This window comes from Phycicoccus elongatus Lp2, from assembly GCF_000367525.1.
GTDB lineage: Bacteria > Actinomycetota > Actinomycetes > Actinomycetales > Dermatophilaceae > Phycicoccus_A > Phycicoccus_A elongatus.
Genome location: NZ_HF570956.1, coordinates 1,178,521 through 1,191,583 on the forward strand (window position 1 = coordinate 1,178,521; position 13,063 = coordinate 1,191,583).

Genomic DNA, 13,063 nt, shown 5'->3' on the forward strand with positions numbered 1-13,063 from the left:
ACTCACCCTAACCACGACCGGCGGTGGGCACGGTGAACCCCCACGGCAACTCGAGGCGATGGGACGCGAGCAGTTCGGGGTCGGCGAGCAGTTCGAGGGTGGGGCCGTCGGCGACCACGACACCGCCGGAGAGGATCAGCGAGCGTTCGCAGAGCTCAGCGGCATACGGAAGGTCGTGCGTGACCATGAGCACCGTGACGGGGAGGGCTCGCAGGATGTCGGCCAACTCCCGGCGGGAGGCCGGGTCGAGGTTGGAGGTGGGCTCGTCGAGCACGAGGATGTCCGGCTCCATGGCGAGCACCGTGGCGATGGCGACCCGGCGACGCTGACCGAAGGAGAGATGGTGCGGCACGCGGTCCGCGAGGTCGGCGACCCCCACGGCGGCCAGGGCCATGGCGACGCGGGCCTCGAGTTCGGCGCCCCGCAAACCGAGGTTCGCAGGGCCGAAGGCGACGTCGTCCCGAACCGTCGGCATGAAGAGTTGGTCATCGGGATCCTGGAAGACGATCCCGACCCGACGGCGGATTTCTGCGAGGTTGGCATCGTCGACGCTCAGCCCCGAGACGCTGACGGTCCCGGCGCCGGCGCGCAGCACGCCATTGAGATGGAGGACCAGGGTGGTCTTGCCGGCGCCGTTGGGGCCCAGGAGCGCGACCCGCTCGCCGGCGTGGACGTGCAGATCGACCCCAAAGAGGGCCTGCTGCGATCCGGGGTAGCGGAAGGCCAAACCGCGAAGGTCCAGCACCGGCGTGCTCATGGTCGCACCGCGAGAAAGGCAGCGACACAGAGCACGAGCGCTGCCGGAGTCAGGACCTGTAGCCAGGTACGGCCCGCCACGGGCGTCTCGTCGAGGACCGGCAGTCGGCCCGTCCAGCCGCGACTGAGCATGGCGACGTGGACCCGGTCACCGCGTTCGAAGCTGCGGATGAACATGGAGCCGAGGGAGCGGCCCAGGACCCCCCAGCTGCGGACCGAGCGGCTCCTGAAGCCTCGCGACTCGCGAGCAATGCGCATCCGGGTCATCTCGTCACCGACGACGGAGAGGTAGCGGAGCATGAAGGACAAGATGGCCACCAACGTCGCGGGCAGGCGCAAGCGTTGCAGCCCGGCGACGATGTCGCGGCTCGTGGTCGTCACGCTGAAGGCGGTGGCCGCCAGAACGGCAGAGGTCGCCTTGGCCACCAGGAGCCATGACGCCATGAGGCCGGGCGCCGAGACCGTGACCGGGCCGATGCTGGTCCGCTCCCCCGTGGCGACGAACGGCAGGACCACCGCGAAGATGAGGAAGGGCACCTCGACGAGCAAGCGGCGCCCGATGTGTCTACCAGGCGCCCCGCTGCGGACCACCAGCGCGACCCCTATCACCAGCGCGGTTCCGAGGGGGACCCAGCCCGGGGCCGGCGTCGCGACCACGGCGAGGGCAAAGGTCACCAGGCCGACGATCTTGGCGTGCGCCGGCAAGCGGTGCAGGAGGGTGTCACCGGCGATCTGCAGGTGGTGTGCGTGACCGCCGCCCACGTCAGTCGGTCGTCGACGGGCGACGCCGCAGCAATCGCATGAGGCCGAAGGCGAGCAGGGCGACGACAAGAACTCCGACAACACCGGCCAAGCCTGCCGAGGCCGACCCCTCCATGCCTCGGATCGCGTAACCCGCCAGCGGTGAGTTGTCACTGTTGTGCGGGCCGGCTGTGTCGAGGAAGCCGAGTTTCTCGGCCACGAACTCGAGGCCGTCCGGGTGCGACGAAGCCCATGTCGACACGATGCCCGCGAGCGCCGCACTCAGTGCAAGGCCGCAGATCAGGACGGTGCGCAGTGAGATCTTGCGGCTCAGGCGCTCTCTCACGCCGCCACCACCGCACGGATTTCGAGTTCGTCGGCCTCCACCAGATCGCGCGCACCGGCCACCAGGTCGGGGCGGGTGCTCACCAGGCTGCCGACGACCAGCGCGGTGATGAGCGCTTCACCGAGTCCGATGACGACGTGCCAGGCGCCCATGGTGGCCGCGAGCGATCCCAGCGGGATCGGGGCCGCGCCACCCACGGCATACAGTCCGACGAAGGCAAGCGCCGCCGCTGGAACCGACACGAACCCACCGAGGGCCGCGGCCAGGGGCACGCTGGAGAGTCGCTTGGGCAGCAGGAGGCGCCCCAGGCGGAAGATGCCCCAGGCCACCCACACACCGACGATGCCCATGAGGGTCACGTTGGTGCCGAGCGCGGTGAGTCCACCGTCGGCGAAGAGCAGCGCCTGGACGATCAGGACGACCGTGAGGCAGAGGGTCGCGACCCAGGGCCCGGCGAGCACGGCGGCCAGGGCGCCGCCGAGCAGGTGACCCGAGGTGCCCGCACCGACGGGGAAGTTCAGCATCTGACCGGCAAAGATGAAGACGGCGACCAGGCCCGCCAAGGGGGCGGTGCGATCGTCCAGCTCGCCGCGAGCCTTGCGCAACGACACGGCGACGACGCCGGCAGCAAGCACTCCGGTGCCGATGGATGTCTGGGCATCGAGGAAGCCGTCAGGAACGTGCACGCCATCACCTCAGCGGTAGACCTTGTTGCGAATGGTTAGCAGAAAGGAGACTACTCCCCCGAGGCTGCCGAACCGGATCCGCCGCCGACCGGCGCATCGCCCGGCCGACCTCTCGCCTGCTCCAACGAGCCCAGCGATTCGCTCAGGCTGGCCGCGCGTCGATTGGTCGTGACGACGAGCGATCGGCCATCCGTGCGCCGGATGACCGAGACCGACCCGGGGTCGACGTGGATCCGCTGCAGGCCGGCCAAGCCAGCACCCGCCGCGTCGGCGAGGACCGACTTGATCGGGTCGCCGTGGCTGACGGCCACCCAGACCGCGTCGGTTCCATGCTCGGCCGTGACCTCGTCGTCGAGTCGACGGACCGCGTTCACCACCCTGGCGGCCATCTGCGCCAACGACTCGGCACGGTATGCCGCGGAGTCCGGGAAGCGAGCACTCGCCGGATCGTCCTGCACCACCCGCCAGAGCGGATCCTTGGCAAGATCGGCCAGCCGGCCCCCGGTCCAGCCGCCGTAGTGACACTCTCCCAGGTCGTCGTCGGTCTCGATCGGGAGACCGAGGGCTGCGGCCAGCGGGCCAGCCGTGTCGCGGCAACGGTCCAAGGGGCTGCTGACGATCCTGGTCACCGGCAGGCCGGCCAGATCGGCCGCGACAGCAGCGGCCTGCGCGACACCGCGATCGGTCAGGGCCACCCCTGGTGTCCAGCCCGCGAGGACGCCGTCGGCGTTGGCCGACGAATGCCCGTGCCGGACCAGGAGACACACCGCCATGGTCGGCAAGCCTAAGCGCAGGACTGCCCGCACAATGACCCTGTGATCGTGGACAAGGCGCTCTATCGCGCCGGTCGCCGGCAATGGTGCGGCGACCTGAGTGACGAGTTGGCGACCCTGCAGGCGAGCGCCCCCGCGGGCGACTTCCTCTGGGTGGGCCTGAAGGACCCGACCATCGAGGAGTTCGCCGAGGTCAACGAGGAACTCGGGCTGCACCCCTTGGCCATCGAGGACGCCGTCCGCGGCCGCCAGCGCGTCAAACTAGAGCACTATGCCGACGGTGTGGTGGTGCTCGTCCTGAGGCCGCTGCGCTACATCGAGGCGACGTCGGACATCGAGTCCGGCGAGCTCATGGTCATCGTCGGCTCGCACTTCCTGCTGACCGTTCGACGTGGTGAGGCCGCACCCTTGGCCGGTGTCCGGCAGCGTCTGGAACAGGACGAGGAGCTCTTGGCCCGAGGGCCCCAGGCGGCGCTGCATGCAGTCCTGGACAAGATCGTCGACGACTATGTCGCCATCGACGAGGAGGTCGCGGCCGACCTCGAGGAGATCGAATCCGATGTCTTCTCCGATGGTGACGTCGACACCGGGGCCGTCTATCGGCTCAAGCGCGAGATCCTCGAGTTCAAACGAGCGGTCGTCCCGTTGTCGGTGCCAATCCACGGGCTCTACGGATCACCCCAATCGCCGGTCAAGGACGAGGAACTCCAATTGCTCTTCCGGGACGTCGCCGACCACGCGCAGCAGGTCATCGACCACATCGACGCCTACGACCGGCTTCTCGCCGACATCCTCACCGCCCACCTGGCGGCCGTCGGGGTTCGACAGAACAGCGACATGCGCAAGATCTCGGCCTGGGTGGCCATTGCCGCGCTGCCCACCATGCTCGCCGGGATCTACGGAATGAACTTCGAGTTCATGCCTGAGCTCTCGGCCTCCTTCGACATCGGCGGCCAGGAGGTCAAGTACGGCTACTTCGTCGTCCTGGCCGTGATGGTCGCCTCGTGCGTGGCGCTCTATCGCGGCTTCCGCAGGAGCGGGTGGCTCTGACCACACACCGCCTGCGCGCCACCTGTGAGCGCGGAACCGGGTCGATCAGGTGGAGCTCAGCCAACCTGCCGCCAGGGCGACGAAGATCGCCGCGCCGAGCACCACGCGGTAGGAGATGAAGGCGCGCAACGAGTTCGTGGACACGAACTTGAGCAGCCACGCGATCGACGCATATGCCACCACGAAGCTCACGACAATACCCACCGCCATCTGCGGGACGCCGAGCGCCGCCATGTGCGTGCGCTCCCCGACGGCCTCGAAGATGCCGGCGGCCGTCAGGGCTGGAATGGCCAGGAAGAAGGACAGCTCGGTCGCGACGACCCGGTTGATGCCGCGGGCGATACCGGCAGAGATCGTCGCGCCACTGCGCGACACGCCGGGTACGAGGGACGCGCACTGCACGAGGCCGATGACGAGGCCGTCCTTGATCGTCACATCCCCTTCACCGCGCTGGCGCCCATCCGCGGCGAGCACATCGTGGCGACGCTCGGCCCACCAGATGACGGCGCTCCACAGGATCAGGGCCGCGGCGACGACCCACAGGGAGCGAAGCGGCCCCGAAATGACGTCCTTGAGCACAAACCCCACGATCCCCACAGGAATTGACCCGGCGATGACCGCCCAGGCCAACTGGTAGTCGTGACCACGCTCGGTGGCAATGGTCAACCCACGCACCCAGGCAACGAGCAGTCGCCAGATCTTCTTGCCGAAGTACAGGAAGGTTGCGGCGATCGCGCCGATCTGGATCACGGCGGTGTATGCCGTGACGCCGGGGTCGTCGATCCGCAGGCCCAGCAACTTGCTCGTCAGGGTCAGGTGCCCGGTCGACGAGATCGGCAGGAACTCGGTCAGACCCTCGACGATGCCGAGAATCACGGCCTGCCAGTACGTGAGTGTTTCCACGAAAATCCTTGGTGCTCGGGCTGCGGTGACTGCTCAGTCGTCGGACAGGCCCGACTCCTGCAGGGCCTGCTGCATCACCGACAGGGTCTGCAGCCGCTCAGCGCGGTCAAAGGTGAAGGGCGAGACGGCCAGCGTCGTCACGCCCGCGTCAGCGTAGGCCCGAAGTCTGGAGGCAACGTGGGAGGCAGGGCCGATGATGCTGGTGGCGGCGATGAATTCGCGGGGCACCGCATCGGCCGCATCCCGGTGGCGACCTGCGAGGTAGAGGTCCTGGACCTCGGCCGCAGCCTGCCCGAACCCCATCCGAGTCGCCAGTTGGTTGTAGAAGTTCTGCTCCCGTGATCCCATGCCGCCGACGTAGAGCGCGGCATACGGAGCCACTGCGGCATATCCGGCATCGAGATCGTCGGTGACGAGGACGGGGACAGTTGCGACGACATCGAAGCCGGCCATCGGGTTGTCCGGCGCTCCCGCGCCGGCTCGCCGCCGGCCAAGGGCGAGGGGTTCGATCGTGCTGGCGGCATGGTCGGGCGCGAAGAAGATCGCGAGGAGTCCGTCGGCGATTTCTCCGGCCAACTCCAAGTTCTTCGGGCCCACCGCCGCCAGGTAGATGGGCAGGTCGGCCCTGACCGGCAGGGTGAGCTTGATGGCCTTGCCGGGGCCGTCCGGCAGCGGGAGCGTGAAATGCTTTCCGGCATACGTCAACCGCTCGCGACGCAGGGCCTTGCGCACGATCTCGACATACTCCCTCGTGCGGCCAAGCGGTGCCGCGAAGCGGACCCCGTGCCACCCTTCGCTCACCTGCGGCCCGGAGACTCCGAGGCCCAGGAACATGCGCCCACCGCTGATGTGGTCGATGGTCGCCGCGGTCATCGCCGTCATGGCCGGAGTCCGGGCCGGGATCTGCATGATGGCCGCGCCGAGGCCGATGTGCTCGGTCTGGCCGGCGACCCAACCCAAGATGGAGGGCACGTCGGAGCCATAGGCCTCCGCGACCCAGGCCACGGCATACCCCAAGCGGTCGGCCTCTTGGGCCACGACGAGATTGTCGGCGTCCAGGCCCATGCCGAAGTAGCCGAGGTTGACGGCCAGCCTCATGCGTAGCTCAGTTCTCGTCCGACTCGACGTCGGCGTCGTAGAGGTCGTCGTCGAAGTCGTCGTCCACGTCGTCGTCCTCCTCCTCGTCACCATCGTCGTCGCCCTCCTCGGCATCATCGGCGTAGATGTCGAAGGGGGTCATCTCACCGGTGGCGTCGTAGAGCGCACCGTCGTAGGCCTCGAAGGCCTCCACGAGGTCGTCGTAGGCAGCGGCGACCGTCGGGTCGTCCTCCCCCCGTCTCCCGGCACACGCCTCGAGGTGACGCTCGAAGGCACTGACGAGGACGGAAAGGGCGGCACGCGGGTCGGCGCTCATGCCCGCACGCTATCTGGTCATGACGCACAATGGGCGACGATGGTCGAGTACGAGTACCGCGTCCTGACGTTCGATCGCGGCATGAGCCGGGCCGAGATTCGCCGTGCGCTGAGTGCGGAGGCCGAGTACGGCCAGTGGGAACTGCACCGGACCCGGATCTATGTCGGCGGTCGGATGCGCACGTGGTTGCGACGCCGGATCATCCGCGCGCCACGTCGGCAGTTGATCGCCTGAGACGTTCGGTCAGCAGGCCCGCAGGAGCCTGGCCAACACGCGTGCACCGAAGCGCAGCGACTCCAACGGCACGCGCTCGTCGATTCCGTGGAACATCGGCGCGAAGTCGAGGTCCTTGGGCAGCCGCAGCGGCGCAAAGCCATATCCGACGATGCCCAGCAGCGACAGGGCCTTGTTGTCGGTGCCGCCGGACAGGCAGTAGGGCAGGATTGTCGAGTCCGGGTCCTCGGCGAGCAGGGCGGCCTTCATGGCGTCGACGAGGTCGCCGCCGAAGGGTGAGTCCAGGGCGATGTCCCGATGCAGGACCTCGACCTCGACCTGATCCCCCGCCAGATCGCGGATCGTCGCCATGAGGTGGTCCTCGTGATCGGGCAGGAAGCGACAGTCGACGTTGGCGTAGGCGTGCTGCGGGATGACGTTCTGCTTGTAGCCGGCCTGCAGCATCGTCACGTTTGCGGTGTCCGACAACGTCCCTCGCACAAAACCGGCGGCGCCACCGAGGTGGCTGAGAAGTTCATCGAGGTCCTCGTCGCTCCAGCCGACACCGGTCATCCCGGAGAGTCCGTCGAGGAGTTCACGGACCGAGGCGATGTATTCGCGCGGCCACTTGTGGGCCGCGATCCGCTCGATCGCCCCGGCGAGGTGGACGATGGCGTTGTCCGGGTTCGGCACCGACCCGTGACCCGCCCGGCCGTGCGCGTTGAGCCGCAGCCACGCGATGCCCTTCTCTGCGGTCTGCAGGAGGTAGGCCCGCTTCTCCGTGCCTTCGCGATCCTCCACGGTCACGCTGTAGCCGCCGACCTCACTGATCGCCTCGCCGATGCCGTCGAAGACGGCCCGGTGGTGCTCGATCATGAAGTGGCTTCCCTTGACCCCGCCGGCCTCCTCGTCGGCGAAGAAGACGAAGAGCAGGTCACGCGGCGGCACGGTACCGGTCCGCGCGAGGTCGCGGGCGCAGGCCAGGATCATCGCGACCATGTCCTTCATGTCGACCGCGCCCCGCCCCCAGAGGCACCCATCGCGCTCCACGCCAGCGAAGGGATCGACCTGCCAGTCGGCGGCATCGGCCGGCACGACGTCGAGGTGCCCATGGACACACAGGCCGGGTCGAGTCGGGTCCGCGCCGGCGATCCGCACCACAACCGTCTGTCGACCCGGGTCCGATTCGTAGACGTCCGGTTCGAGGCCCACTTCCCGCAGTTTCCCCACGACGTATGCCGCGGCCTCCGCCTCCCCGGGGCCGGTCCCGTCACCGGGGTTGCTGGTGTCGATCCGGAGCAGGTCACGGCAGAGGTCCACGACCTCGTCCTCGGGTGTGATCGGGGCGGATTGGCTCATGTCGACCCACTCTAGGCGGGGGTCGCGGGGCGCCTCGGGCGGATTTCTCGGGGCGCGGTCCAGCGTGTATCGTTTCGCGACGTGCTCGACCGCTCCCCGCGGTCGTCTCCACTCGTCCGGGTGGCGGAATTGGCAGACGCGCTAGCTTGAGGTGCTAGTGCCCGTATAGGGCATGGGGGTTCAAGTCCCCCCTCGGACACATTCGGACCCCGGTTCGCTGCCTGCCAGCGAGTCGGGGTTCTTCGTTGCCCGGTCCCTGGCTGCATGACCGTTCCGCCCGGGCGGCAAACGAGAGCTCCGGTGCTCGGGCTCAGCACACCCGGGCCGCAACGACCCACCGTTGCCGCCCGATCGGCACAGCAGCATCCGCGGGGTGGGGCCCGATCCCCTACCGTGGGTCCGTGCTCGACCGGATCACCGCCACCCGCTACGTCACTCCCCTGCGCGAGGGTGGATCCCTGCCCGGGATCGTCGAGGCCGACGACCTGGGCACCTACGTGGTCAAGTTCCGGGGCGCCGGTCAGGGACTGCGCGTGCTCGTGGGCGAGGTGATCGTCGGATTGCTCGCCGAGCGGCTCGGACTGCGGGTGCCGCGGATGGCGGTCGTCGACCTGCCGTCGAGCATTGCCCGCTACGAGGCCGACGAAGAGGTCCAGGACCTGCTCAACGCCAGCCCCGGCACCAACCTCGGCGTCGACTTCCTCCCGGGCGCCTTCGGGTACGACGGCTCCCGCCCACCACCACCCCATGAGGCCGCACTCACCCGCTGGCTCGATGCCTACACCGCCAATGTCGACCGCACGTGGGCCAACCCGAACCTTCTCGTCTGGCACCGCGACCTCTGGCTCATCGACCACGGCGCCGCGCTCTACTTCCATTTCGGCTGGCCGCGCCGCTCCCCCGACCCGCAGAGGTATGCCGCGCAGCCCTTTGACGCCTCAGGTCACGTTCTCGCGGACGTGGGTCCCCCGGCCGGCGCGGTGCACGACGAGGCGGTGGCCGCCCTGACGCCCGAGGCCCTCGCCGCCATCGTCGACACTGTGCCCGAGAAGTGGCTCGAGACCACTGACTGGCTGCCCGACACCGACGCCGTGCGCGCGGCATACCTCGATCATCTGGCGGCGCGCCTGGCGAACCCGACAGCGTGGCTGTCATGACGACGCTCAGCCATCCATACCAATATGTCGTCATCCGCTGCGTCCCCCGCGTGGACCGCGGCGAGTTCGTCAACGTCGCCGTTGTGCTCCACAGTCAGAGCGCTGACGTTCTCGCCATCGAGGCCCACGTCGACGAGGCCCGGCTGCGGTGCCTGCACACGAACGTCGACGTGGACGGAGTGAGGGCCGGGCTCTCCACCCTGGCGGACATCTGTGCCGGTCGCCAGGGTGCGGGCCTGCCGGTGCTCCCCACGGCCGGCAAGAGGTTCGGTTGGATCAGTGCACCGCGCAGCACCGTCCTGCAGCCCGGTCCACTCCATGGGGGCGTGTGCTCCGATCCGCTGGTCGCCCTGACCGAACTCACCGACGCCATGGTCCGTTAGCGCTCAGCCTGCCCAGCGGTCGACCGCACTCTGCAAGGCACCCATGAGGGGGTCGAGCACGGTCGCCCCAGTGCCCTTGATCCTGCCGTCGGAGACTGCCTGGTCATAGGCGCTGCGCAAGTCCGACATCGCTTGCGAGGCGTCGTCGGGCGCCTCGGCCCTGACCGCCTTGGAGATCGCACTCAACTGCTTGTTGAGGGCATTGGCGGCCGGTTTCTCCACCGCACCCAGCGCCTCGGCCCCGGACACCGCGGACTGGAGGGCGTCGGCGGCTGCCGCGACGGCAGTCGCCGCGGCCCCCGACGTCTGGGCCGGTGACGGACTGGTCGCGCTCGGAGACGGCGTGGGTGTGGGCGAGGGTGAAGGGCTGGTTGACGGCGTGAGCGATGGAGCCTCCAGCGGTTGGCTGGCCGACGGCGAGTCGGCCGGATCGGGCGTCGTCGCGTCGCGCTTCGCCCACCAGTTCCATGCCAGCGCGATGACCAGCAGGGCGGCGACGACACCGAGGATGACCGCCCCCCAGCGGCGCTGGTCGGGCTCGGGCGTCAATGGCGCCCGCGATGACGGGGCGGCCTGTGGCCGCGGAGTCCCGGGACCCGTCGCCACGACTGGGGGCCGAGGTGCAGTCGACCCGGCGGTGGGCAGGACGGCGGTGGCCGCACTGGCCCCCGCGATCACCTCGGTGGCCGCGAGACCGGCTGACGCAACGGTGCCGGACACGTCGGGGGTCCGGTCGAGCAGGGTGACCGCGGCATCCGCCGTTGCCGGTCGATCCTCAGGGTTGCGACCGGTGAGAGCCGTGATCATCTCGGCCAGACCCGCCGGGACGTCCGGACGGACGTCGCGGATGTCGGGCACATCCTCGGTCGCGTGGCGCATCATCGTCGCGACCGGCGTCGTGCCCGAGAGCGGCGGGGCCCCGGCCAGCAGGGTCCAGAGCATCACGCCGAGGGCGTAGAGGTCGGTGCGACCGTTGACCGGCCTGCCGAGCGCCTGCTCGGGGGCCAGGTAGTCCGCGGTGCCGATGATCATGTGCGTGGCCGTCAAGCCCGGCTGGGTCACGGCCGTCGGGCCATCGGCCAGACGACTGATACCGAAGTCGACGACGCGCCAGCGACCGTCGTCGCCGCGCACGATGTTGGCGGGTTTGATGTCGCGGTGGACGAGCCCTCGGGAGTGGGCGGCACCCAGCGCGCTCGCCACCTCACGCGCGACACCCTCGACCTGCGCCACTGGCATCGGACCGCTCACCATCTCGTCGGCCAGGCTGGGCCCGGGGAGCAACTCCATGACCAGATAGGCCAGGTCATCGGTCGCCCCGCTGTCGTGGACGGTGACGACATGCGGGTGACTGATCCCCGCGGTGGTGCGGGCTTCACGGGCAAATCGCTCCACGGCCGTCGGATCGGGGTGGGCCGCGTCGAGAGACATGATCTTCACGGCGACCTGCCGGTCCAGCACCGTGTCGATCGCCCGCCACACCTGCCCCATGCCACCGGCACCGATCTGCTCCTCCAGCCGGTAGCGGCCGGAGAGGGTGCGTCCCGTGAGCGACTCCATGCCCACCGAGCCTAGCCGCGCGAACGCAACTCCCACGACGCCAGCGCCGCTGCCGCCGCAACGTTGAGCGAGTCCACTCCCCCGGCCATCGGGATCGTCACGGTCACGTCGACCTCGCCCAGGGTCCGCCGGCCGAGCCCGTCGCCCTCTGTCCCGAGGACCAGTGCCAGACGCTCGGGAGAGTTGCGGGAGAAGACATCCAGGGGAACTGAATCCTCGGACAGGGCAAGAGCCGCGGTCACGAACCCAGCCGCTTGGAGCGTCCTGATCCCACCTGGCCACGGATCGATCCGGGTCCACGGCACCTGGAAGACGGTGCCCATCGACACCCTGATCGAGCGGCGATAGAGCGGGTCAGCACAGCGTGGGGTGACGAGCACGGCATCGACGCCCAGCCCGGCGCAGGAGCGGAAGATCGCGCCCACATTGGTGTGGTCGACGATGTCCTCGAGCACGACCACCCGCCGCGCTCCACGCACGACGTCGGCCACCGCGGGCAGGGTGGGGCGGTGCATCGCCGCCAGGGCGCCACGGTGCAGGTGAAAGCCCGTGAGGCTCTCGATGGTCGAGTGCTCCCCCACATAGACGGGTATGCCGTGTGCTTCCGCGTCGGCGACCACGTCACCGAGATCGGTGAGCCAGCGCTGGGCCATCAGGTACGACCGAGGCCGGTGCCCGGCGGCCAGGGCCCGTCGAATGACCTTCTCGGACTCGGCGATGTAGAGCCCGCCCTCGGGCTCGATCCGGCGCCGCAGAGCGACATCGGTCAGGGCGACATAGTCGGCGAGGCGGGGATCCTGCGGGTCGGTGATCTGGTCTGGCATCGCGGATCAGCCTAGGCGGTCGGCCGACGTCGTCAGCCGAGCAGGACCGTGCGGCGACGACGGCCAGGCCGAGCACGAGGACTGGGCTCCCCATCAGGGGAACCAGATGAGCTTGACGATGGCGACCAGGCCGATGAGGACGATGACTGCACGCAACACGGTGGGGGGTAGACGTCGTCCGACGGTCGATCCCACCCAGCCGCCGGCCAGGGCACCGACCGCGATGAGTCCGGCCACCGCCCAATCGACGTGCTGGGGAGCCGCCACGACGAAGACGAGGGCGGCGACCAGGTTCGCGACGGTTCCCAGGACGTTCTTGTAGGCATTGGACCGCTGGAGCGGCAACGAAGTGAGTGTGTTGAGCAGGCCCACGATGATCACCCCCTGAGCCGCCCCGAAGTAGCCACCGTAGGCACCGGCCGCCAAGACTCCGAGGCGCACGAGGGGACCCATCCGCGTCCCCGCAGGCTGACCCCGGTGCCGTTCGGTCCACCGGGAGAGGGCGGGGCCGAAGGCGACGAGAAGGATCCCCAGCGCGACGAGTACCGGCACGATGGCCCGGAACGCCGACGACGGCAGGACGAGCAAGAGCAGGGCCCCGGCGATCGCCCCGACGAAGGTCATCGGCATCAGGGCGCGCAGGTCGGGTTTGGCACCCACCAGTTCGCGCCGATAGCCGTAGGTCCCGGTGATACCGCCGGCGACGAGGCCGACGCTGTTCGAGATGTTGGCGTTGAGGGGCGGAATCCCCAAGAGGAGCAGGGTGGGGAAGGTGATCAGCGTGCCCGAGCCGACGATCGTGTTGATCGTCCCGGCCGCGCATCCGGCCAGGACGATCAGGAGGGCCTCGACAAGCGTCACCGCCACACCCTAAGTCGGGTGCGGCGGGGGGGGGGGG

At 69.2% G+C, this 13,063-nt stretch carries 16 protein-coding genes and 1 tRNA gene; 5 read left to right on the forward strand and 12 right to left on the reverse strand.

From position 1 onward, the window contains the following. Positions 1-7 precede the first annotated feature (7 nt). From BN10_RS05635 to BN10_RS05655, 5 genes are read right to left on the reverse strand one after another with little or no spacing between them, the layout of a single operon-like run. Positions 8-757: an energy-coupling factor ABC transporter ATP-binding protein gene (locus tag BN10_RS05635; RefSeq protein WP_010850227.1), complete on the reverse strand. Its 750-nt coding sequence runs from the start codon at positions 755-757 to the stop codon at positions 8-10. Beyond that, positions 754-1,518, reverse strand: coding sequence for a cobalt ECF transporter T component CbiQ (gene cbiQ, locus BN10_RS05640; protein ID WP_010850228.1), 765 nt, complete (start codon positions 1,516-1,518; stop codon positions 754-756). The genes BN10_RS05635 and cbiQ overlap by 4 nt, the downstream gene beginning before the upstream one ends. Before the next feature lies 1 nt (position 1,519). Then, positions 1,520-1,843, reverse strand: a complete 324-nt coding sequence (locus BN10_RS05645; RefSeq protein WP_010850229.1) for a PDGLE domain-containing protein — start codon at positions 1,841-1,843, stop codon at positions 1,520-1,522. Then, entirely contained in the window at positions 1,840-2,529 is a 690-nt protein-coding gene (locus BN10_RS05650; protein ID WP_010850230.1) for an energy-coupling factor ABC transporter permease, read from the reverse strand. Before BN10_RS05650 ends, BN10_RS05645 begins: the two co-directional genes overlap by 4 nt. Positions 2,530-2,579: 50 nt before the next feature. Next, on the reverse strand, positions 2,580-3,302 hold the full coding sequence (locus BN10_RS05655; protein ID WP_010850231.1) for an MSMEG_4193 family putative phosphomutase: 723 nt from the start codon (positions 3,300-3,302) through the stop codon (positions 2,580-2,582). Between the two features lie 42 nt (positions 3,303-3,344). Between BN10_RS05655 and BN10_RS05660 the strand changes: the two genes are divergently transcribed. Further along, entirely contained in the window at positions 3,345-4,352 is a 1,008-nt protein-coding gene (locus BN10_RS05660; RefSeq protein ID WP_010850232.1) for a magnesium and cobalt transport protein CorA, read from the forward strand. A 45-nt stretch (positions 4,353-4,397) separates the two neighbouring features. Here the strand turns inward: BN10_RS05660 and BN10_RS05665 are convergent, their stop codons facing one another. The 3 genes from BN10_RS05665 to BN10_RS05675 are packed head-to-tail and all read right to left on the reverse strand — an operon-like array spanning position 4,398 to position 6,669. Next, the gene (locus BN10_RS05665) at positions 4,398-5,255 is read right to left on the reverse strand and encodes an undecaprenyl-diphosphate phosphatase (RefSeq protein ID WP_010850233.1); all 858 of its coding nucleotides are present in this window, start codon (positions 5,253-5,255) and stop codon (positions 4,398-4,400) included. A gap of 33 nt (positions 5,256-5,288) precedes the next feature. Next, positions 5,289-6,353 carry an LLM class F420-dependent oxidoreductase gene (locus tag BN10_RS05670; protein WP_010850234.1) on the reverse strand — a complete coding sequence of 355 codons (1,065 nt, stop codon included), beginning with the start codon at positions 6,351-6,353 and terminating at the stop codon, positions 5,289-5,291. A 7-nt stretch (positions 6,354-6,360) separates the two neighbouring features. Further along, a complete protein-coding gene (locus BN10_RS05675; RefSeq protein ID WP_010850235.1) occupies positions 6,361-6,669 on the reverse strand; it encodes a hypothetical protein in 309 nt (102 codons plus the stop codon). A gap of 39 nt (positions 6,670-6,708) precedes the next feature. On the opposite strand from BN10_RS05675, the gene BN10_RS05680 reads away from it, so the two are divergent. Next, entirely contained in the window at positions 6,709-6,903 is a 195-nt protein-coding gene (locus tag BN10_RS05680) for a DUF5703 family protein (protein ID WP_010850236.1), read from the forward strand. 9 nt (positions 6,904-6,912) lie between these two features. Here the strand turns inward: BN10_RS05680 and BN10_RS05685 are convergent, their stop codons facing one another. Continuing rightward, positions 6,913-8,241, reverse strand: a complete 1,329-nt coding sequence (locus BN10_RS05685; RefSeq protein ID WP_010850237.1) for a M20/M25/M40 family metallo-hydrolase — start codon at positions 8,239-8,241, stop codon at positions 6,913-6,915. Between the two features lie 114 nt (positions 8,242-8,355). Between BN10_RS05685 and BN10_RS05690 the strand changes: the two genes are divergently transcribed. From BN10_RS05690 to BN10_RS05700, 3 genes are all read left to right on the forward strand, one after another. After that, positions 8,356-8,440 (forward strand) — tRNA-Leu (locus BN10_RS05690). A 202-nt stretch (positions 8,441-8,642) separates the two neighbouring features. Further along, complete coding sequence (locus tag BN10_RS05695; protein WP_010850238.1) at positions 8,643-9,398, forward strand: HipA family kinase; 756 nt, start codon at positions 8,643-8,645, stop codon at positions 9,396-9,398. Continuing rightward, complete coding sequence (locus BN10_RS05700; protein WP_010850239.1) at positions 9,395-9,781, forward strand: DUF3037 domain-containing protein; 387 nt, start codon at positions 9,395-9,397, stop codon at positions 9,779-9,781. Before BN10_RS05695 ends, BN10_RS05700 begins: the two co-directional genes overlap by 4 nt. Before the next feature lie 3 nt (positions 9,782-9,784). On the opposite strand, the gene BN10_RS15605 is transcribed toward BN10_RS05700, so the two are convergent. The 3 genes from BN10_RS15605 to BN10_RS05715 all read right to left on the reverse strand — a co-directional run bounded on the left by BN10_RS15605 (position 9,785) and on the right by BN10_RS05715 (position 13,026). Beyond that, complete coding sequence (locus BN10_RS15605; protein WP_051369629.1) at positions 9,785-11,341, reverse strand: serine/threonine-protein kinase; 1,557 nt, start codon at positions 11,339-11,341, stop codon at positions 9,785-9,787. An 11-nt stretch (positions 11,342-11,352) separates the two neighbouring features. Then, positions 11,353-12,165, reverse strand: coding sequence for a TrmH family RNA methyltransferase (locus BN10_RS05710; protein ID WP_010850241.1), 813 nt, complete (start codon positions 12,163-12,165; stop codon positions 11,353-11,355). Between the two features lie 93 nt (positions 12,166-12,258). Further along, positions 12,259-13,026, reverse strand: a complete 768-nt coding sequence (locus tag BN10_RS05715) for a sulfite exporter TauE/SafE family protein (RefSeq protein ID WP_010850242.1) — start codon at positions 13,024-13,026, stop codon at positions 12,259-12,261. Positions 13,027-13,063: the final 37 nt, after the last annotated feature.